Raw genomic sequence first — 19,788 nt, forward strand, 5'->3', positions numbered from 1 at the left:
TTACCTTATTTACCCATCTGCAATGTGCTCATTAGCATCTGCTTACTGGCATCAGCTACTTGCACGTTACTTTGATAAGAACGCGACGCTGAAATCATGTTTGCCATTTCTTCCATAACGTTAACATTCGGCTTATAAATATAGCCTTCATCATTCGCTAATGGATGCTGCGGGTTGTATTCCGCACGTAATGGCTTCTGGCTTTCAACAATACCTTTAACCTGAACAGGCACACTTTCAGCACGCTGATAGCTTGCACTGTTTAATGCCGCGGCAAAAATTGGATGACGCGCTTTATAGGTTTCTTCTGCAGAACTACTGACGCTATTGGCGTTAGCAAGGTTACTTGAGGTGGTATTCAAACGGACTGATTCTGCGCTCATCGCAGATCCGGTTACATTAAATACATTAAATAAACTCATTTATTAATCCCCTCTCAAGGCTTTGCTTAAATTCTTAAACTTAGCACCCAAGAAATCTAACGATGCTTGATATTCCAGTGAATTCTGCATGAACAAGTTCTGCTCTAGTTGCGCATCAACCGTATTACCATCACCAGTGTCTGGTTGAGTGGGAACACGGTACATTTGTTCACCCATAACATTTGCAGAGGCAGAAATATGCCGCCCATTAGTTTGGCTCAGACCAATGTTTGCCCCTGATGTTGCCGCTTTTAATGCGCGACCAAAATCCATATCTTTGGCCTTGTAACCAGGCGTATTAGCGTTAGCAATGTTGCTAGCAAGGGTTTCAGCACGTTTACCACGCACACCAACCGAGTATTGATGTATACCCAACGCTTTATCAAAAGAAATAGACATAGTTGCCTCCACAGTAACTTGATATATACAAAGCAAATAGGATGCCAAGTTTTAAAATGGCAAATAAACAGGCGAATAGACAGATAAACAAAAAGCGGCCAAAGCCGCTTTTTATTTATTAATGATTTGAATCTGTCATCACTTCAATTTGTAGATGATACCAGGGTTGCATCGAACCATTTCAAACTTATCGGTTAGCCCAGTCAAGGATTCTGACGCGCCTAACAATAAATAGCCGCCAGGGTTCAAGCTTGCCGCCATTTGATTCAAGACTTTTGCTTTCATATCTGGCGCAAAGTAAATCAATACATTACGACAAAAAATGATGTCAAACTTTCCGAGTAATGCATAACTGTCTTTTAAGTTCTGCGGACGGAAATTTACCATTCGCTTTACTTTGTCATTCACCTTCATTCGGCCATCGCCATTGCTCTCAAAAAAGAAACGGCGACGCTCAGGCGATAAACCACGGCTTAACGCTAAATTGTCATACGCGCCAGCACGACACGTATCTAACATCGTTTGTGATATATCTGTTGCTGTAATCTGAACACCCGATGCCAACATACCTGGTCGACGATTTTGCAGCTCCAATATCGTCATCGCTATAGAATAAGGTTCTTGACCTGATGAGCTTGCAGAAGACCAAATTTTAAGTGGTCGTTTACTGGTCGCCATTTCCGGTAGGATCTTATCAGCAAGTACTGTGTACGGATAAGTATCACGAAACCACAATGTCTCATTGGTTGTCATCGCATCAACGGCAGCAACACGTAACTCACGATTACGACCACTAATCACAACTTGGAGTAATTCAGATAGAGATGAAAGCGAAAATCTGCTGACTAATGGACTTAAGCGACTACGCACTAAGTACTGTTTACTATCGCCAAGTACTATCCCGCATTGAGCTTCTAGAAAACGGCAGAAATCTCGATATTCTTGGTCTTTTATTGTTATAGCTGTCATCTACTACTCTTTATAATTATTGCTTCTTGTTTGTTATTGTTATTGTTATTGTTGCTTAGAAGGCATTGCAGCCTTAACAGCAGTACCCAACTCATCGGGGTTAAATTTAGGTATAAATGCATTTGCACCTACGCGTTCAACCATTGCCTGATTAAAAACGCCACTCAGTGAAGTGTGCAGAATAACATGTAAATCTTTTAAATTAGGATTATTACGGATTTCGGCAGTCAGCGTATAACCATCCATTTCTGGCATTTCAATATCTGAAATAACCAATGCCAATTGATCGTAAATACTGCCTTCTTTAGCCATTTCTTTTAGTTTATTAATGGCTTCTTTACCATCTTTAACTAAAACACATTCACAGCCAATGGCTTCAATAGCACGTTGAACCTGCTTACGAGCCACACTTGAATCATCAGCTACTAATACACGGCGATTTTCAGGTAATGCATCAATTAATTCTTCAAGTACTGAACCTGTAATATCCGTATTAACGGGTGAAATTTCATCAAGGATTTTTTCAACGTCCAAAATTTCAACAAGTTCACCGTCAATCTCGGTGACCGCTGTCAAATAGTTCGCTCGCCCAGCCCCCTGTGGCGGTGGCAAAATTGATTCCCAATTCATATTGATGATTCGTTCAACAGAAGAAACCAAGAAACCTTGAATTGAGCGGTTAAACTCAGAAATGATCACAAAACAATTATCTAAATCATCAATAGGTCGCCCACCCGTTGCTAGGCTCATATCAATAACAGAAATAGTCTGACCGCGAATATGTGCAATCCCTTTAACCAACGGATGCAAGTTTGGCATGGTCGTCAGCTTTGGACACTGAAGTACCTCTTTCACCTTAAAAACGTTAATCCCGTAACGTTGGCGTCTATTCAGCCTAAATGTCAAAAGCTCTAATCGGTTTTGACCAACAAGTTGGGTGCGCTGATTGACTGAATCAAGTATCCCCGTCATAAAGGTGACTCCATGTTATATATTTTTCTATTTGGAAAGTGAATACGAGTAATCTCGCCTGTAATCACATATTATGTTCTTAAGACTAACAAGCGTAGCCTTCGTAACTATCACCAAAGAGCCAGAATCGTGACCCAAAGAACACATTTAAAACTCTTAGTAGCCTTTATCGGCTTTATATCGATTTTCTTTAGCACTAATATTTGGGCTTCGAAGCAAATTACACTCGATACAGTACAGCATACAGCTGAAAGGCATGTCGAACAATTGATCAACGTGCCAGAGCGAGGTGAGCTTAAGCTTACAGCCGCCTCGTTAGATTCTAGGTTAAGACTTTCAGAGTGCTCAGAACCTTTAAACAGTACTATACCAGGTAAGCAATCATTAACTGGGAACGTAACGGTACTTATCCGTTGTTCACCTGAAAATTGGCAAGTTTATGTGCCTGTTCGCGTTCAATTGCTACTACCTCGTGTTGTGGCCGCAACACCTCTAGCCCGTGGGCTTGTTTTGAATGCATCCCATCTTAGTGTAAAGCTCGTAGAAAGTCGTTTCCAGCGTGGCATTGTTTTTGAACAGCCTGCAGAAATTATTGGCTCTAAAGTAAAACGTACCGTCAATATGGGCGAAGCCGTGCAAGGCAACGACATCTGCTTAGTATGCCGTAATGATGCCGTAATGATAAAAGCAGGTAACGGCGGATTAAATATTATCACCAATGGAACAGCCTTATCTGATGGCGCTCTGGGTGAACAAATCCGAGTACAAAATACTAAGTCTAAACGGATTGTAGATGGTACAGTTAGCGCTGTAGGCGAAGTAACCGTTAACTATTAATCGCTTGAAACCTGCGTATTTCTATCACTAGAAATCACTTTTTACACTAAGTAATATCTACGACGGTATAAACTGAATAGAATGTGTAAAAAGTGCTAAAGTTACTCTATATGCAGCCGATAGTGTTAGCGTATTCAGTTTATTGTTCAAAGGCTTAATTTATGACAAGTATTGATCATCTGCGCAACAGTCAACCGATGACAACAGCTCGGAATAATCAGAGTAAAGTAACGACATCATCGTCAGGCAGTCAACCTACTGCGGCACCAAGCCCGGGGCGACAAGATGCTGTTTCGTTAAGTTCACAAGGTAAAGCTGTTGGTCAAATCCACCAACAACTAGCCACTGAACCTAGCTTTGATAGTGCAAAAGTCTCGGCAATTAAAGAAGCCATTTCAAGTGGCGCTTATGTCGTTGATGCCGATAAACTCGCATCTAATATGATGAAATTTGAAGATGAGCTACGCGGGCTATAATGTTGCCCCTTAGCCTTATTTTGACATTAAGAATGATGTGACACTATGCCTGATACTATTGAGCAACTTCTGGAGCTTCAACACGCTACATTGATATCCCTTTCTCGCCTATTAGAGCAAGAAAAAGGGGCAATTGTTAATCGTCAATCCGTCGAAATTGATCGTATAGCCAAAGATAAACTCAGCTTACTCAATAAAATTCAGCAACAAGATCACCTTATAGCAAGTCATGCCCAACGCCAATTACTGACTGACAATACCGAATGTATACAGAAAGTAACGGAAATAAAAACGATAGTTGCACGCTGTAAAGCAGCCAATGAAGTCAATGGTGAAGCATTACAACGCGCTCAACTTAGCTTTCATAAGCTAAACAATTTATTTCAGCAGAGTCGTGGTAAAAGCCAGATGACGTATAATAGTGAGGGTGTCGCGCAAAATATTCGCACACTAGGCACGAATATTAAGGCGTAATTGGAGAGCGAATAATTAAAACATTGTCTCTTGATTCGTAGGGACATGATAAACCTCACCATGTTTTTTCATTCGATCCATAACACTTAAATCAAGTTCCATTTCAGTTACATAGCTATCGCCCACTGGGTAACTGCTAATTACCTTCGCACCTCGAATAATGCCATCAACAGCCCCATCAGTGCTTTCTACACCCAATTGCTGATCATCCATTTCCGCTCTGGCGCTAATACGCATACCGTACACTTGTTCGGTTAATTCACGGTAAGCATCAATCTTAGATGCACGCATTGCACGTATGCGTTTTTCTTCGTTAGTACGACCTCGTTGTTCACTGATCGTGGCATAACCAACAGCAGTGATCATGTCTTTATTTTTGCGCATTTCTGTTAATGGCTGACAGCCGACTAACAGCAATAAGCTCAAAATAATCCAGCGATGCATAACAACTCCTAAGGTTTTAATATTATCGTATTTCGATCAATGCTTGTTGCTTCAGAGCGGATGATAACGCCATTCTGAATGCGCATTTTGTTTAAAGAGTCCAAATCACGGCCAATCCGATCGGCAGGTAAGAAACCTTGAGCAGAAGCAATAACAACCCGTGAACGCATGCCTATAATACGTGCATTCACTAATAAACCAGCCCCTTGGCGCAACATAGTGCCAGTAAGCACATAATCGACCGGTTGCTGCCCTGCGAGTTCTTTCCAGTTTCGGCTAAGGGAGAAGTCTCCGTTAGGCGTCACTTTAATGGCCCCTGTCGATTTATAATCGACCACTGTAAAGCCGCGTTGCTGCATCTGATACATGAAACTTTCACTGACAGTGTTACCCAGCCAGTTCGTTTCATTCATCTCTTGTAAATCAACAAAAGAAGTAACCGCCAACGGGGTCTTTGCCGTCAAATACTGATTAGATACAATAAGTTGCTCTGTTAGCCCTTCGATAAAGTAATCCAAGGTATGGCGTGGTGTTTCCGACAAAAGCAAAGGACTGCCCGTATAAAGTTCTTTTCCGTTATAAATCGGAGTTTGTGCACACGATGTGGTCAATACTGATAGTAGTATGACGATCCATTTATTCATTCTAGCCAGCTCCGGATGAAAAGAAACTTGTAGCCTGTTATCGTTCGATTAAAGAAAAACTTTATCTATTATTTCCTAAATCTTATGAAAAATGCTTTTCGGAACACTCTTTGCATATCGTCCTAGCACAGAAAGTATATAAAAGAGTTGAGCATTAACTTGATATAAAAAACGGTAAGTTTTATCTTCAGTTAATCGCTAACAAGCAAATTTCATACCCAAGTTGAGTGAGACATGAAAAAAAATACTATTAAGTGCTTAAGTAGCTTGTGTTTACTAATGGCCTTTCAAGCGAATGCCGCTTGGTTAGAAGTTACAGGGAAAGCCCCTATCCTAGAAAGCGACAGTACCGCGCGTATCAATGCTTTAGAAGATGCTACCTATCAAGCCATGCTGTATTCAGGTGCTGACATTGCCAGCTTTAATCACATAAGACCTTATTTAGCGACTGAAAAAGAAGAATACCAATTCAGTGGAAATTCAATTCGTCATGTAATGGTATTAAAGCAGCAGAAAAAAAGCGGCAATATGTATGTTACGGCACGTATTGATGTGTATCCATCGGCAAATAGTTGCCACAAGAATCAATATAAGAAAGGAATACTGCTAGGTGAGTTTGACCTGATATCACCACAGCATGCATCTATGGGAAGTATTTATCAGATTGGTGATGATTTTACATCCTTATTACAACGCCAGATCCAAAGGAAATCGCAAAGCTTTGTCGTATCGGGCGTCACCCAAGTGCCCATACGTCCAGGGCAACCAACAGTGATGATGATGCTAGCGGAAGACAACGACGCACAATATATAGTGAATGGACAAATTACCGATCTTACCTCAACACTCGACCAAAAATTTATTAAAGATGATCAAGTCAATCGGCAGTTTGCAGCGACGTTGCAGGTTATGGATGGTAAAACGGGGGATATTTTATTCCAAAATAACTACCGAGAGATTGCAGAATGGCCTTTTGCCAAAACAAGTCAGGTAGACACGAAAAGCGCTCGCTTTTGGCAATCAACTTATGGTCAAGCAGTACAACGTATAACTCGTAATATGATGCTAGATCTTGAAACGGCACTGTCTTGTCGAACCAGCCTACCTGAAGTTATTAATGTTCATAATAATACTGTGCAGATCAATGCTGGCCGTATTCATGGTGTTAACCGTGGTGACCAGCTCCAACTATGGCATAGTGCTGGGTTCATTGACCCAATGGGCATTGCTCGAAATCGTATGGTACAAACTGACATCACATTAACGGTTGAACGTATCTACGAAAAATCAACAGAGCTGTCTGTGGACCAAGCAAATCTTGCGAATAGCATTCAACCTGGTGATTTACTGACCAAGCAAATCGACCGTTAACACTAATTACTTAAAAAGTTGAAGAATATGAGTATAATGGTGGCCAAGTGCCCCCTTAGCTCAGCTGGATAGAGCGTCCCCCTCCTAAGGGGAAGGCCACAAGTTCGACTCTTGTAGGGGGCACCACAAATTTTAAAGGCTTAGCAATTTACGTTGCTAAGCCTTTTTCATTTATCTTACGATGAGTTAAAAGAATGCTTTCAACTTATACTAACCTATACAAGCATCTGATCATTTACTTATCCAAAATGGTATTAATCATTAGAATGCGTAAATTAAGTTAAATCCGCCGCCGTTTTCTGTAGATTTAGCTCCACCAAACTCACTCAATTCATAACTATGAAGCTCTACCGAAGCAATAACGCCCGCAGCAAACGCATAAGAAACACCACCAGCAATAATATCTCGCTTACCTGTCGCACCTACACTATTATCATCAAAATCAATGCTTGAGTAATAAGCAAATGGCTTAATACCTACATCCATCAAGTAGCTGGTGTAAATATCAAACGCGTTGGCATCAGCCCACTTTCCGTCAGGACCAAATAAGCCAGCTTTATGAATTTTTGTACCTTGAGTATAAGCAGCGGCAACTTTAATACCATCAACTTCATAATTACCCGCAAACGTTAATGCCTTCTGGCTATCACCGTCGTTTAAACCAATGTTACTTGAACCAGATTCCACTTTTACTTTGTTCTCAAGGTAAGTCGTACCAAGGCTAAGACCAAAATCGAAATCGTAACTAACAGCAGCAGCATAGTTATAATCGCGACTCACTTTCTCAGGTTGAGCTAACTCTGCATCATAACCATCCGTTGATAGACCGTAATGAGCCGAAACATTCAAGCCATTCTGGCTGTAACGGTAAGCAATCAATTCGTCACCACGACCCGTTGCCGCAAAGCCACCGTCAGCACCTTCTGAATAGATAGGTGTCGCATCAGGATCGATAATCACCATATTATCCATATAGCGAGCAACATCATGATAAGCAGACCACTGCTTACCAAAACGCAGATTACCTAAATCTTCATTATTAATAGTTATATAGCTAAGACGATTTCGGAAATTGCTACTACCCGAATTTGGTGAATTAACAAACTGATCCCACTCAAGTTTGAAATCAATGCTCCAGTCATTAGCCATTTTTCGTTCAGCGGTAATATTGAAGATACTACGACCCAAACTTAAGTCAGCTTCATCAGCCCACATAGGCTCAGCTACATCAAGAACAGCTACGCCACCTAGTTCCAGTTTATTAGTGTCATCCTGATAAATAACCTGTGCAAAAGCTTGTCCAGATAGAAGAGCAGCAGAGATGAATACTGGTAATAATGCTTTTTTCATTGTTGTTAAATATTCTTTGATATTGTGTATGTATTTCGAATGTTGCCACAAAGACACGTGGAGCTCTAGACGTCCGCTGGAAATTGATATTTTTTTATGTTTTTTCACAAGAACACACCGAGATAACAATTAGACAATGGATGCACACCACTGAGTAACACCTTGCTCACATATGAATCTGGTTGTAGCGTTATATTTTGCGGTAATATTGGTTATCACAAAATGCAGATACAAAAAAACCCCGCCGAAGTCTTTATCTTCAAACGAGGTTTCTTGTTTCATGCTCACCTATTTCTCAATTATAAGAAAAACAGATAATTAATTTGGTGGAGCTATGCGGGATCGAACCGCAGACCTCTTCGCTGCCAGCGAAGCGCTCTCCCAGCTGAGCTATAGCCCCAAATTGTTTACCAATCATAAAAACTTAATCATTTCATGTCAATAGAATCAATGTATTCATGTTCACATTTTCCATAAGTCTGTTAACTTGATCAAATATGTGCCGCTTTTGAAATTTTATAAGGTCCGTATATGAGCATAAGGAAGCCGCTGCTTATTAAGATTTGAAAAATATGTTCCTGTCCTATGATCTCAAATGTATGAGCTATAAACGTTCGCTTTTATGCGATAAATACGGAATTTTGTAGGTTCAATTATGTTACCTACAAATAATAATGAATTAAAACTTCAACGGTACATGGGAGATGGCGTATGAAAAGGTTAATGATTTTTGTTACAGCAGCATTACTATCAATCAGTTTTAACTCAATGGCATTTACTCTTGCTGGTACTCCAACCGTAGTAGATAAAGAGACTTACAAATACTGCGCAGGCGCACAAAATTTCTGGGTTTGTGTACAAGCCTATGAGTTAAGAAATAAGAAGCAGAAGTAACTTAATTACTTCTGCTATCCAGCAATAACAAGCGGAATGAAATCATTCCGCTTGTTCATTTATGCGTTAGCTTCACGCTCGGCAATGAAAGCCAAAGCCATGTTAATACGAGTAATCACTCGCTCTTTACCCACCATCATCATCACCGCGTCAACAGATGGCGATTGACCTTGGCCAGTCACAGCAACACGTAAAGGCATACCTACTTTACCCATACCGACTTCAAGCTCGGTACATGTGTCTGCAATTACAACATGCAGGTTTTCAGTATTCCATTCTTCAAGCGCTTCTACTTTAGATAACACTAAAGCTAATGCATCTTTTGCAACAGGGCGTAAGTGCTTCTTCGCAGCGCCAGCTTCAAACTCACTAAAGTCTTGGTAGAAGTAACGCGATTGATCAGCTAGTTCGATTAGCGTATTACAACGTTCACCAACTAATCCAATGACATCGATAATTTTAGGACCGTTTGCTGTATCAATTTCTTTTTGATCAAGGTGCCATTGCAGGTATTTTGCAACATACTCAGGTTCAGCAGTCTTGATGTAGTGGTTATTCAACCAAAGTAGCTTATCTGTGTTGAATGCAGACGCTGATTTACTGATTGATTCAAGGCTAAATAAGTTAATCATCTCTTCCATAGAGAAGATCTCTTGATCACCATGAGACCAACCTAGACGGATCAGATAATTAAGTAATGCCTGAGGTAAATAACCTTCATCACGGTACTGCATAACACTAACCGCACCATGGCGCTTAGACAATTTAGCGCCATCATCACCAAGAATCATTGCACAGTGTGCGAATTCAGGTACTGGCGCGCCGAGTGCTTCATAGATATTGATCTGACGAGGGGTATTGTTGATATGATCTTCACCACGTACAACCTGAGTAATGCCCATATCCCAATCATCAATCACAACACAGAAGTTATATGTTGGGCTGCCATCGGTACGACGAATAATCAGATCATCGAGCTCGCTATTAGCAATTTCGATGCTACCACGTACTTTATCTTCAAATACAACCGTACCTTCTTTCGGGTTACGGAATCGAATACAGAATGCGCTATCTTCTGTTGCTGCTGCATTTGCCGCTACAATTTTTGGATGGTTAGCATCGTAACGAGGCTTAACACCAGCCGCCATTTGCTCTTCACGAAGTTCGTCTAATAACGCTTTCGGGCAATAGCACTTATACGCTTTATCTTCTGTTAATAGTTGATCGACCAACTGGTTATAACGATCAAAACGCTTCGTCTGGTAGTAAGGACCTTCATCCCAATCCATTCCTAACCATTCCATGCCTTCAAGAATGGCATCGATCGCTTCTTGTGTAGAGCGCTCAAGATCAGTATCTTCGATACGAAGTACAAATTCACCGCCCATGTGCTTAGCAAATAACCAAGAATAAAGTGCAGTACGAGCACCACCGACATGGAGAAAGCCTGTTGGGCTTGGAGCGAAGCGAGTTTTAACTGTCATTATATAGCCTTACAAATAAATTGTTCTCGAATGGATGAAGCCTGAATATCAGATTCACCGATATCGGCTATTTTACCATTCACGCCACAATCCACAATGATGTTATCAATGTGACGTTTCTCTGATTTCGAAACATTTTACCCTTTATCTACAGTAAACTGCTTCTTCCGACTTATTATGCCTAGTAAAATAACACTTCAAATCAGAATCCTCCCTCAAGTTGCGAGGAAAATTAGGTACTATATCTATGAAATTAAAAACTATTGCTGCAACCGGTTTATTGAGTCTGCTTGCTCTGCCAGCTTTCGCCGATGTAACTCTTCATCTACCAGATCAAGTAACTCTTTTATCGGTTAACGGAGCTGAAGGAAAAAGCGGGCTGCTTCAATTTATTTCCAAATCATCACCGGAGAGTATCAATTTACCCAATGGTAATAATCAAATCGTTTATGAAGTCAGTAAGATCTTTAATAAAGGGTCAACTCAGGGGAAAAGATACCAGTCATCGGCGATTGTTCTTAGCTTTGATAGTGCAGATTCCAGTCTGGTAATGGAAGTCCCGCCACTTAATAGCATGTCAGCAGCAAATAAATTCGATAAGAGCTTAGCCATTAATTTGAAAGACAAATCGGGTTCACCGCTACAGTTTACAAATGAACTGCTACCGATCAATGAACTGTCATTCAAAAAAAATTACAGCTCGTTATTAAGTAATTATAATCAATCTAAAAATCCGTCAACGATAACAACCACTCATTCTACAGCTGCAAGTTCGCAACACGCAGAGCCCGTCACAGCAAATTTTGCAGCCCCTGTATCAGATATGACCGCATTAAAACAATCCTTCAATCAGATGGACAGTAAGAGCAAGCAAGCCTTTTTAAGTTGGGCAGTGCAAAATATCAACTAATCCCAACATCGAATACACACCCTTGACTCACCTCAACAGGTTCAAACTCTGTCTGAACCTGTTTTTATTCCTAAATTCACCATCAAACCATAATGCTACAACGCCAATTCATTAACTCACCACGCCGATATATTCCGCCGCAATATTCAACTTTCTGCGATATGAAAGTTAATTAACTGGAACAGTTATAACACCACTGCATTAATTTGTGCCGCATAGAAACATGATTCAATATAGAACCACTCCTTTTTATTATTAACTTTCTCTAAACGTATTTTAAAACCTCGTAAGCACAATCATTATGCCTGAGCTAACAGAGCTTTGCCTATCACTGCAGACAAAAGGCTCTGAAACAAAAAGGGCTCCGGCATAATACCGGAGCCCTTTTAGCTAAACAGTTCTAACAGACTACAGACTTAGAAATACCATTCAGTACCGACACGTACCATGGTATCACCTTCGCCATCACTACTATGTTCAGCAATACGTAGGAAGGTGTATACAGAGTTAAAGCTATAACCGAACTCACCAGTCACCGTTTCAAAATCAAGTTCTTTATCTGTTTGACCATCGGTATCACCCGTTTGATTAGCATAACCTAAACGGAAGTTTGCATTACCCATGTAGTAGTTAGCTTGAATAGAGTACGCATCAATCTCACGCTTGTCGTAAGAAAAACTACCCTTAGTATCCGCATCATACTCACCAGTTTTATACGCACCGGCAATCATCAAGCTATCCATTGGGCGTAACTCGAAACCTGCAAAGAATGAGTCTGTATCACCAACAGAATCTGCTTTAGCTGCCACAGTAGTTCCATCTTCTTCTACTGCCGCATCTGAACCAGTGGCAAAGATGGTATCAGTTGCCGATTCAAATGCCGCATGCAGAGTTAACATATTAACAGGGGTAACAGAGACTTTAGCCCCGTAGAATGTAGAATCATCGGTCTTTGAGCTACCATTACCTACTGACAAGCTAAAGTTAACCATATCAGCGTAGTTAATTGAATCAAAACGTACTTGCTGGCTCTTACGGTCAAATAAGAAACGCTCACCGCTACGCCATCCACGGTCAAATGTGGTACCCATATTAGATGCACTGTATGGCCAATCCACCAGCTCATACATTGGTGTTAGCATACGACCGAAACGTACCGCACCCCAGCTATCGCCGCGCATCCCGACGAATGTATCACGATGACCTAAATCCGCACCTTCATCTAAAACCCAGCCAGATTCAATCTGAACAAAAGCTTCTACATTGTCGGTCATCGCTTGTGCAGCACGAAATCCAACACGGCTCTCGTTTTCTAATACAAAACCCTCATCCTTCTTACCGTAATCTACCGCAGAGATAGAAACGATACCGTAAACCTCAACTTTAGAATCATTCGACTCACCGATGGTATATGCATTGGCAGATACTGAAGCCATCGCTGCTGTTGCTATTGCTGCACCTAAAATTGAACGCTTAAACATGTTTTTCATGGAATAACTCCTAAAAATACTAGCTGTTTACTTGAGTCTTAAAGGTTGGCCGCCGAAGACATCAAGTAACTCTCCTATATGTCAGCTCAATAATCTAAATCAAGCTAAATCATAATTTTCAGTTCTTTATGAACCGCTGTGTTACTTCAGGTACAAGACTACTTTCGCAGCGAAAAACATCAATAACAACTTAATTAATTGTGTGAAAAATATGACGCAGTGCAAATTTATGACACAACAGTGATCAAGTTCAAACTCTCTGGTGATAATTTTACAAGCAAAGATAAACGCACATAAAAACAACAAGTTAACGAAAAACAAAAAAAATAAATGTGATGTGACACGAGAAAATAATTCATTGCATTTTTATTTTTATATAAATTTTTTAGGTGCTTTAAAAAAGAAAATTGAACTATTTTGAGGTAAGAGTAATGAAAAGAGGGGGGATTTAACGATATTAAGAGGGAAATATAAAAGAATACCTGCCTATTTTTCAAAGATAGGCAGGCTTTGTACAAACTTAATTAACGATTAATAAGATCAACAAGTGCTTGCTCATCCCAAATTTCAATATCAAGTTCTTGTGCTTTGGTTAATTTAGAGCCCGCCGCTTCACCAGCAACCAATAAATCAGTCTTCTTTGATACACTGCCTGTCACTTTCGCACCAAGGGTTTGAAGTGCCGCTTTAGCATCAGAACGGGTTAACTGTGATAGCGATCCGGTTAACACAACAACTTTGCCATCAAGCGGTAACTCAGCCCCATCTTCTGGTTTATCAATTGCCGGCCAATGAATACCGACTGCAATTAAATCTTCCACTACATCCGTATTGTGTGCTTCACGGAAGAAATTCAGTAAGTTATTCGCAACAACCTCGCCCACATCTGGCACAACCAGTAACTGTTCTTTCGAAGCTGCTGTGATTGCTTCCAGTGTCTCGAAGTGATTAGCCAAATTAGCCGCAGTTGCTTCACCAACTTCACGAATACCCAATGAATAGATAAAGCGTGGCAAAGTGGTTTCCTTTGAGTTGGCGAGTGAGTCAACTAGCTTCTGAGCCGATTTAGGCCCCATACGATCGAGTACAGTCACAACGCCAGCCGATAACTTGAATAACCCTGCAGGTGTTGTGACCATTTCGCGGTCAACCAATTGCTCGATAACTTTTTCACCACAACCGTCAACATCTAACGCTTTACGTGAAACAAAGTGCTTCAATGCTTCTTTCCGTTGTGCTTGGCAGAATAATCCTCCTGTACAACGCGCAACAGCTTCGCCTTCGACACGCTCAACGTTAGATTCACAAACAGGGCAAATCACTGGGAAGATTATTGGCTTCGCGTTCTCTGGGCGACGTGACTCAACTACGGAAACAACCTGAGGGATCACATCACCTGCCCGGCGGATAATCACAGTATCGCCAATCATAACGCCTAAACGGGCTACTTCATCGGCATTATGCAGTGACGCGTTACTGACCGTAACCCCACCAACAAAAATCGGCTCAAGTTTCGCGACAGGTGTAATCGCCCCCGTACGACCCACTTGAAACTCGACATTGTTAAGTAAGGTCATTTCTTCTTGTGCAGGGAACTTATACGCAATTGCCCAACGAGGGGCACGAGCGACAAACCCCAATTGTTCTTGGGTTTCAACATCGTCGACCTTAATAACCACGCCATCTATTTCATAAGCGAGCGATTGACGGCGCTCACCAATATCTTGGTAATAAGCGATAACATCGTTAATTGTTTTTAACTGGCGGATTTCAGGGCACATTGGAATACCCCAGCTTTTCAGCTGAACTAAACGCTCATATTGGCTTTCGGCTAGATCCATCCCTTCGACAACACCAACAGAGTATGCATAAAAACTCAGAGGACGCGTTGCAGCAATTTTAGAATCAAGCTGACGTAAGCTACCCGCGGCAGCATTACGTGGGTTCGCAAATGCCTTATCACCCTTTTTCAATGCGCGTGCATTCAGCTCATCAAAGCCTTTCTTTGGCATAAAGACTTCACCACGTACTTCTAACCGTTCAGGCCACCCTTCGCCTTGAAGCTTCAGTGGGATCGAACGAATGGTACGTACATTGGTCGTGATATTTTCCCCTGTAGCACCATCACCACGGGTAGCAGCTTGAACCAGTACACCATTTTCATACATTAAGCTGACAGCTAACCCATCTAATTTAGGCTCACAACAGTAAGACACATGACCTACAGTAATAAGACGATCTAACAGGCGCTTTTCAAATGCATTTAACTCTTCATCATTAAATGCATTGTCTAACGATAACATTGGCAGTTCATGTTTTACCTGCGTAAAGCTGTCTAATGGCGTACCGCCCACGCGTTGGCTAGGCGAATCTACACTCATTAATTCTGGGTGTTCAGCTTCTAATGCCAATAACTGCTGCATCATACGATCATATTCAGCATCAGGTATCTCAGGGTTATCTTCGACATAATAACGATGCCCATGATAGGCAAGTTGTTCACGCAAGGTATCAAGTTGCTGCTGAATATCGGTACTCATTTCACTACCTACCAAAACTGTCTTTGTTAAAATTGATCTTTCGGGTTTACCGTTTCTGAATCAGCAAACACAAAAAAATAAGGCCCCTCAGAAGGAGCCTCATTACATTATTTGTCTATTAAGCATTACGCTTGAGAATACAGCTTCGCTTTATCTCGATATTGGGCAATACGATTAGGTGTTACCATAGCACGCTCATGATCGAGTACATCTGCATTCAAATCATCTGCAATACGCTGCACGGTTTGTAACATCAAATTGAAGTTACTCGCTGCACTACCGTAGCATGGCAGCATCAAATAGAAAGACACACCAGGGGTCTCAAAATTATATCCACCATCTTCAGGGAAATTACCGGGTTGAACCATGTTTGTTGCAGAGAACAATACAGGCTCTGTTCCAGCTAAATCGGCATGTCGGTGATATACGGCGTTTTCACCAAAAATAAGATTATGTTGTTCAAGGCATTGAAATAGTTTCGCTCCTTGTAACATCCCACCATTACGAGCATGTACGCTTAGTGCTATGTAACTTGGTGCTAATGGCTCTGGCTCTGGCTCTGGCTCTGGCTCTGGCACAACATTCGCGATAACAGGTTCAGGCTCTAGAACTTTATTCTCTTCAGGTTTCACCTCTTGTTCTGATACTTCTGGAATATCAGAAATAGGTGTATTGAGCACTTCCGTGTAATCAGACACCACCGAAGCTGGCTCTGACTGAATAGGTTGCTCAACGTGAATAGATTGTTCAGCTTGAATAGGTTGCTCAACAGCGATACGAACGGGCTCTTCTTCGACAGCCGTTGCAACAGGAACTGGTACAACACTATCGCTGCTAAACTTCGGTTCAATTTTTTCAGATGTGGCTGACATTTTAGGTAAATCAGCCATATCATCTATCACTTGAACTGATGCAGGGCTATCCATTAAAGGATCGGCCTGAATCTTTTCACCAAAATGAAGTTCTGGTTCTTTTCTTTGTGAAGTATGTGCTGCCACGTCCTTTTCAGGTGCATTATTTATAATACGAACAGACCCCACACCAGTATGATCAAAACCTTCGGTATCACGGTTAGAATCATCTAACTTACCAAGTGGCTTTTCACCAAATTTAGCGGGTTTTTCTTTTCTACTGGTCCACAATCCGTGCAAAAGAAGCGCAGAAATAGCTAGTGCACCAACAATAATAAGGACCAAACGCAATTCCTGCATATGAATACTCTAAATTAACTCGTTATCCCTGACGGGGTTAATGATAGTAAGATCTACCAGAGCTTACAAAATCAACATTGCTGATTTATAGCTGAATACTCACTAATGTACCAAAACTCAATTAATAATGAGAACACGAATGTCGCGATTCATGCAAGATAGTGCGGCTGAGCACAAAATCGAGTGAAATATAAGCTAAAAATGCAGCGTTTACCTTCTCTTCTTTTTCTGACAACGTGTTTGATATTTGATTCCATGCCGTACTGCCCGTTAACATGTCACATAACCATACGATCAAAACAACAATAATGTGGTGTTTTGAATGATGTATTTAGTAAGGAGAAATGAATGCCACAACCACAAATAACTCCGTCTCCAGCAGGTGGAGCAGGATATTTTTTCCGTGGAATGTCGTTAGCAATACAACCGGGAACCCGTCGCTTTGTTATTTTACCACTATTTATCAATATACTATTATTCGGTAGTGCATTTGGATTTGTTTTGAGCCAGCTAGGTGATTGGATTAATGGCTGGATAGCAGCGCTACCGTCTTGGTTAGATTGGCTGTCATATCTACTGTGGCCATTGTTAGCGATTGCCACCTTAGTCATCTTTTCATACCTATTCAGCACAATAGCTAACTGGATAGCCGCCCCTTTTAATGGTTTATTAGCTGAACATCTAGAAGCCAAGTTAACCGGAGAACCAGCACCAGATACCGGATTAAAAGATATTATTAAAGATCTTCCCCGTATCATGAACCGAGAATGGATCAAGCTGAAATATTACTTGCCTAAAGCACTTGGGCTATTGATATTACTTTGGATCCCAGCAATTGGCCAAACGGTAGGCCCTGTATTATGGTTTTTATTCAGCGCCTGGATGATGACGATTCAATATGCCGATTATCCATTCGATAATCACAAAGTACCCTTTCCAACAATGCGCGATGCATTAAAAGTGAAACGTGGTAAATCATTAAGCTTTGGTAGCTTAGTGATGCTTTTCACCATGACACCAATTTTAAATTTATTTGTTATGCCCATTGCCGTCTGTGGTGCTACCGCAATGTGGGTCGATCATTACCGTGACCAATATAAATTAAGCTAAGTATTATCATTCTGACGAGGAGGCCCCCTCCTCGCCTTTCTCCTAGCTTTAAAATACCGACTCTTCAGCATAACTCTACTTCATCGCTTACCTAGTTCAGCGTTATTCTCATTTCCAAACACTTTTTCTTCTCTTTATAACAATAAGATATAACCATTAATTACTTTCCAAAATGCTATTCGTGTATATGCTTAATTGGTCTTAGGTTATAACGCGTAGCGAAGGAACGAAAAGTATGAGCAAGATTTACGAAGATAATTCACTAACGATTGGTAACACTCCCCTAGTACGTCTTAACCGTGTTAGTAATGGTAATGTACTGGCAAAAATTGAAGCTCGTAACCCTAGCTTCAGCGTAAAATGCCGTATCGGTTCAAACATGATTTGGGATGCTGAAAAGAAAGGCACACTAAAGGAAGGCATTGAACTTGTAGAGCCAACCAGTGGTAATACTGGTATTGCTTTAGCCTTCGTTGCAGCAGCACGCGGATATAAATTAACGTTAACGATGCCTGAAAGCATGAGCTTAGAGCGCCGTAAACTGCTTAAAGCTCTTGGTGCCAACTTGGTATTAACCGAAGCACCGAAAGGTATGAAAGGCGCAATAGAAAAAGCGGAAGAAATTGTTGCATCAGACCCGAGTAAATATCTGCTTCTACAACAGTTTAATAACCCAGCCAACCCTGAAATCCACGAGAAAACCACAGGACCTGAAATTTGGGACGCAACTGATGGCGAAATCGATGTCTTTGTTTCAGGCGTCGGTACAGGTGGCACACTAACGGGTGTAAGCCGATTCATTAAGCATCAGAAAGGCAAAGCTATTACAACGGTTGCTGTAGAACCTACTGAATCACCAGTTATCACTCAAACACTGAATGGCGATGACGTAAAACCAGCACCACACAAAATTCAAGGTATTGGCGCAGGCTTCATCCCAGGAAACCTAGACTTAACATTGATTGATGAAGTCGAATTAGTCAGTTCAGAAGATGCTATCGCGATGACACGCCGCTTAATGGAAGAAGAAGGTATTCTTGCTGGTATTTCCTCTGGTGCTGCTGTTGTTGCTGCAAATAAAATAGCTGCACGGCCTGAGTTTGCAGGAAAAAATATTGTCGTAGTGTTACCTAGCTCAGGTGAAAGGTACCTATCAACAGCACTTTTTGCAGGCATCTTCACAGAAAAAGAAAACCAACAGTGATCACATTTTAATGTGATCTATACCAAGTTGACGTTCGAAAAAGCCTCTTTAAGAGGCTTTTTTGTTGCTTTTTGTTCTCAGCTTTATTATAAATCCGAAATGCTTTATTTTAAGCATCGAAATAAAAGGGTCTTTAGATCCATCTTGATGCAATTTAGCCAATATATTTCATGAAAAATTGACTTGGATTAAGCTAAGACAACGAACTGTTGAGTAGTTTATACTCCTAGATTAGCAAGCTAATGCAGTTCACGTTAAATCTTACTTCCAGTTACAACGTTATTAAATAATTATTATATCAATAATCGGGGTGAAAAAATGTATCAGAAACAAGTTGAGATCACTGCAGAAAACGGCCTACACACTCGTCCAGCAGCTCAGTTCGTAAAAGAAGCAAAAGCATTTGAGGCAGACATTACTGTTACTTCTAACGGTAAAAGCGCTAACGCAAAAAGTCTTTTTAAACTACAAACTCTAGGTCTTGTTAAAGGAACACTAGTAACTATCTCTGCTGAAGGTGCTCAGGCTCAAGCAGCTGTAGATCACCTAGTTGCTCTAATGGATACACTACACTAATACGTAGTTTG

At 41.0% G+C, this 19,788-nt stretch carries 20 protein-coding genes and 2 tRNA genes; 10 read left to right on the forward strand and 12 right to left on the reverse strand.

Annotation, left to right across the window (positions count from 1 at the left end; translation table 11 throughout):
* Positions 1-5 precede the first annotated feature (5 nt).
* The 4 genes from flgC to C9J12_RS01860 form a co-directional block, all read right to left on the reverse strand.
* Positions 6-422, reverse strand: coding sequence for a flagellar basal body rod protein FlgC (gene flgC / locus C9J12_RS01845; RefSeq protein WP_006230948.1), 417 nt, complete (start codon positions 420-422; stop codon positions 6-8).
* 3 nt (positions 423-425) lie between these two features.
* A complete protein-coding gene (gene flgB, locus C9J12_RS01850) occupies positions 426-821 on the reverse strand; it encodes a flagellar basal body rod protein FlgB (protein ID WP_107241145.1) in 396 nt (131 codons plus the stop codon).
* A gap of 138 nt (positions 822-959) precedes the next feature.
* A complete protein-coding gene (locus tag C9J12_RS01855; RefSeq protein WP_107241146.1) occupies positions 960-1,790 on the reverse strand; it encodes a protein-glutamate O-methyltransferase in 831 nt (276 codons plus the stop codon).
* Positions 1,791-1,835: 45 nt separating this feature from the next.
* On the reverse strand, positions 1,836-2,762 hold the full coding sequence (locus C9J12_RS01860; protein WP_107241147.1) for a chemotaxis protein CheV: 927 nt from the start codon (positions 2,760-2,762) through the stop codon (positions 1,836-1,838).
* A gap of 129 nt (positions 2,763-2,891) precedes the next feature.
* Between C9J12_RS01860 and flgA the strand changes: the two genes are divergently transcribed.
* The 3 genes from flgA (at position 2,892) to C9J12_RS01875 (ending at position 4,549) form a co-directional block, all read left to right on the forward strand.
* Positions 2,892-3,599 carry a flagellar basal body P-ring formation chaperone FlgA gene (gene flgA / locus C9J12_RS01865; RefSeq protein ID WP_107241148.1) on the forward strand — a complete coding sequence of 236 codons (708 nt, stop codon included), beginning with the start codon at positions 2,892-2,894 and terminating at the stop codon, positions 3,597-3,599.
* A gap of 161 nt (positions 3,600-3,760) precedes the next feature.
* On the forward strand, positions 3,761-4,075 hold the full coding sequence (gene flgM, locus C9J12_RS01870) for a flagellar biosynthesis anti-sigma factor FlgM (protein ID WP_107241149.1): 315 nt from the start codon (positions 3,761-3,763) through the stop codon (positions 4,073-4,075).
* Positions 4,076-4,120: 45 nt separating this feature from the next.
* Positions 4,121-4,549: a flagella synthesis protein FlgN gene (locus tag C9J12_RS01875; RefSeq protein WP_107241150.1), complete on the forward strand. Its 429-nt coding sequence runs from the start codon at positions 4,121-4,123 to the stop codon at positions 4,547-4,549.
* A gap of 15 nt (positions 4,550-4,564) precedes the next feature.
* Here C9J12_RS01875 and C9J12_RS01880 read toward each other — a convergent pair whose 3' ends face one another.
* Entirely contained in the window at positions 4,565-4,993 is a 429-nt protein-coding gene (locus C9J12_RS01880; RefSeq protein WP_107241151.1) for an LPP20 family lipoprotein, read from the reverse strand.
* A gap of 8 nt (positions 4,994-5,001) precedes the next feature.
* Positions 5,002-5,637: a FlgO family outer membrane protein gene (locus C9J12_RS01885; protein WP_107241152.1), complete on the reverse strand. Its 636-nt coding sequence runs from the start codon at positions 5,635-5,637 to the stop codon at positions 5,002-5,004.
* 234 nt (positions 5,638-5,871) lie between these two features.
* On the opposite strand from C9J12_RS01885, the gene C9J12_RS01890 reads away from it, so the two are divergent.
* Both C9J12_RS01890 and C9J12_RS01895 read left to right on the forward strand, forming a co-directional pair.
* Positions 5,872-7,008, forward strand: a complete 1,137-nt coding sequence (locus C9J12_RS01890; protein WP_107241153.1) for a flagellar assembly protein FlgT — start codon at positions 5,872-5,874, stop codon at positions 7,006-7,008.
* A 49-nt stretch (positions 7,009-7,057) separates the two neighbouring features.
* A tRNA-Arg gene (locus tag C9J12_RS01895) sits at positions 7,058-7,134 on the forward strand.
* Between the two features lie 135 nt (positions 7,135-7,269).
* On the opposite strand, the gene C9J12_RS01900 is transcribed toward C9J12_RS01895, so the two are convergent.
* Positions 7,270-8,358: a porin gene (locus C9J12_RS01900; protein WP_107241154.1), complete on the reverse strand. Its 1,089-nt coding sequence runs from the start codon at positions 8,356-8,358 to the stop codon at positions 7,270-7,272.
* 324 nt (positions 8,359-8,682) lie between these two features.
* A tRNA-Ala gene (locus C9J12_RS01905) sits at positions 8,683-8,758 on the reverse strand.
* Positions 8,759-9,069: 311 nt separating this feature from the next.
* Here C9J12_RS01905 and C9J12_RS01910 point away from each other — a divergent pair.
* Entirely contained in the window at positions 9,070-9,252 is a 183-nt protein-coding gene (locus C9J12_RS01910; protein WP_107241155.1) for a hypothetical protein, read from the forward strand.
* Between the two features lie 59 nt (positions 9,253-9,311).
* On the opposite strand, the gene gltX is transcribed toward C9J12_RS01910, so the two are convergent.
* Positions 9,312-10,736 carry a glutamate--tRNA ligase gene (gene gltX / locus C9J12_RS01915; protein ID WP_107241156.1) on the reverse strand — a complete coding sequence of 475 codons (1,425 nt, stop codon included), beginning with the start codon at positions 10,734-10,736 and terminating at the stop codon, positions 9,312-9,314.
* A gap of 247 nt (positions 10,737-10,983) precedes the next feature.
* Between gltX and C9J12_RS01920 the strand changes: the two genes are divergently transcribed.
* Positions 10,984-11,646 (forward strand): YccT family protein, encoded by a 663-nt coding sequence (locus tag C9J12_RS01920; protein ID WP_107241157.1) that lies wholly within the window; start codon positions 10,984-10,986, stop codon positions 11,644-11,646.
* 416 nt (positions 11,647-12,062) lie between these two features.
* Here the strand turns inward: C9J12_RS01920 and C9J12_RS01925 are convergent, their stop codons facing one another.
* The 3 genes from C9J12_RS01925 to zipA all read right to left on the reverse strand — a co-directional run bounded on the left by C9J12_RS01925 (position 12,063) and on the right by zipA (position 16,887).
* Complete coding sequence (locus C9J12_RS01925) at positions 12,063-13,136, reverse strand: porin (protein WP_107241158.1); 1,074 nt, start codon at positions 13,134-13,136, stop codon at positions 12,063-12,065.
* Positions 13,137-13,660: 524 nt separating this feature from the next.
* The gene (gene ligA / locus C9J12_RS01930; protein ID WP_107241159.1) at positions 13,661-15,676 is read right to left on the reverse strand and encodes an NAD-dependent DNA ligase LigA; all 2,016 of its coding nucleotides are present in this window, start codon (positions 15,674-15,676) and stop codon (positions 13,661-13,663) included.
* 125 nt (positions 15,677-15,801) lie between these two features.
* Positions 15,802-16,887, reverse strand: a complete 1,086-nt coding sequence (gene zipA / locus C9J12_RS01935) for a cell division protein ZipA (protein ID WP_107241160.1) — start codon at positions 16,885-16,887, stop codon at positions 15,802-15,804.
* A 348-nt stretch (positions 16,888-17,235) separates the two neighbouring features.
* Here zipA and cysZ point away from each other — a divergent pair, with 348 nt between their 5' ends.
* The 3 genes from cysZ to C9J12_RS01950 all read left to right on the forward strand — a co-directional run bounded on the left by cysZ (position 17,236) and on the right by C9J12_RS01950 (position 19,777).
* Positions 17,236-17,997 carry a sulfate transporter CysZ gene (cysZ, locus tag C9J12_RS01940; protein ID WP_107241161.1) on the forward strand — a complete coding sequence of 254 codons (762 nt, stop codon included), beginning with the start codon at positions 17,236-17,238 and terminating at the stop codon, positions 17,995-17,997.
* A 235-nt stretch (positions 17,998-18,232) separates the two neighbouring features.
* The gene (cysK, locus tag C9J12_RS01945) at positions 18,233-19,201 is read left to right on the forward strand and encodes a cysteine synthase A (RefSeq protein WP_107241162.1); all 969 of its coding nucleotides are present in this window, start codon (positions 18,233-18,235) and stop codon (positions 19,199-19,201) included.
* 318 nt (positions 19,202-19,519) lie between these two features.
* The gene (locus tag C9J12_RS01950; RefSeq protein WP_107241163.1) at positions 19,520-19,777 is read left to right on the forward strand and encodes an HPr family phosphocarrier protein; all 258 of its coding nucleotides are present in this window, start codon (positions 19,520-19,522) and stop codon (positions 19,775-19,777) included.
* The last annotated feature ends 11 nt before the right edge of the window (positions 19,778-19,788 follow it).

Source organism: Photobacterium frigidiphilum (assembly GCF_003025615.1).
GTDB lineage: Bacteria > Pseudomonadota > Gammaproteobacteria > Enterobacterales > Vibrionaceae > Photobacterium > Photobacterium frigidiphilum.

Excerpts from the sequence above, each read along its gene's own strand:
- gltX (WP_107241156.1), bottom strand. The coding sequence starts at position 10,736 with ATGACAGTTAAAACTCGCTTCGCTCCAAGCCCAACAGGCTTTCTCCAT.
- C9J12_RS01885 (WP_107241152.1), bottom strand. The coding sequence starts at position 5,637 with ATGAATAAATGGATCGTCATACTACTATCAGTATTGACCACATCGTGT.
- C9J12_RS01925 (WP_107241158.1), bottom strand. The coding sequence starts at position 13,136 with ATGAAAAACATGTTTAAGCGTTCAATTTTAGGTGCAGCAATAGCAACA.
- flgB (WP_107241145.1), bottom strand. The coding sequence starts at position 821 with ATGTCTATTTCTTTTGATAAAGCGTTGGGTATACATCAATACTCGGTT.
- flgC (WP_006230948.1), bottom strand. The coding sequence starts at position 422 with ATGAGTTTATTTAATGTATTTAATGTAACCGGATCTGCGATGAGCGCA.
- C9J12_RS01855 (WP_107241146.1), bottom strand. The coding sequence starts at position 1,790 with ATGACAGCTATAACAATAAAAGACCAAGAATATCGAGATTTCTGCCGT.
- C9J12_RS01875 (WP_107241150.1), top strand. The coding sequence starts at position 4,121 with ATGCCTGATACTATTGAGCAACTTCTGGAGCTTCAACACGCTACATTG.
- ligA (WP_107241159.1), bottom strand. The coding sequence starts at position 15,676 with ATGAGTACCGATATTCAGCAGCAACTTGATACCTTGCGTGAACAACTT.
- C9J12_RS01860 (WP_107241147.1), bottom strand. The coding sequence starts at position 2,762 with ATGACGGGGATACTTGATTCAGTCAATCAGCGCACCCAACTTGTTGGT.
- C9J12_RS01920 (WP_107241157.1), top strand. The coding sequence starts at position 10,984 with ATGAAATTAAAAACTATTGCTGCAACCGGTTTATTGAGTCTGCTTGCT.
- C9J12_RS01880 (WP_107241151.1), bottom strand. The coding sequence starts at position 4,993 with ATGCATCGCTGGATTATTTTGAGCTTATTGCTGTTAGTCGGCTGTCAG.
- cysZ (WP_107241161.1), top strand. The coding sequence starts at position 17,236 with ATGCCACAACCACAAATAACTCCGTCTCCAGCAGGTGGAGCAGGATAT.
- cysK (WP_107241162.1), top strand. The coding sequence starts at position 18,233 with ATGAGCAAGATTTACGAAGATAATTCACTAACGATTGGTAACACTCCC.
- zipA (WP_107241160.1), bottom strand. The coding sequence starts at position 16,887 with ATGCAGGAATTGCGTTTGGTCCTTATTATTGTTGGTGCACTAGCTATT.
- C9J12_RS01890 (WP_107241153.1), top strand. The coding sequence starts at position 5,872 with ATGAAAAAAAATACTATTAAGTGCTTAAGTAGCTTGTGTTTACTAATG.
- C9J12_RS01900 (WP_107241154.1), bottom strand. The coding sequence starts at position 8,358 with ATGAAAAAAGCATTATTACCAGTATTCATCTCTGCTGCTCTTCTATCT.
- flgM (WP_107241149.1), top strand. The coding sequence starts at position 3,761 with ATGACAAGTATTGATCATCTGCGCAACAGTCAACCGATGACAACAGCT.
- C9J12_RS01950 (WP_107241163.1), top strand. The coding sequence starts at position 19,520 with ATGTATCAGAAACAAGTTGAGATCACTGCAGAAAACGGCCTACACACT.
- C9J12_RS01910 (WP_107241155.1), top strand. The coding sequence starts at position 9,070 with ATGAAAAGGTTAATGATTTTTGTTACAGCAGCATTACTATCAATCAGT.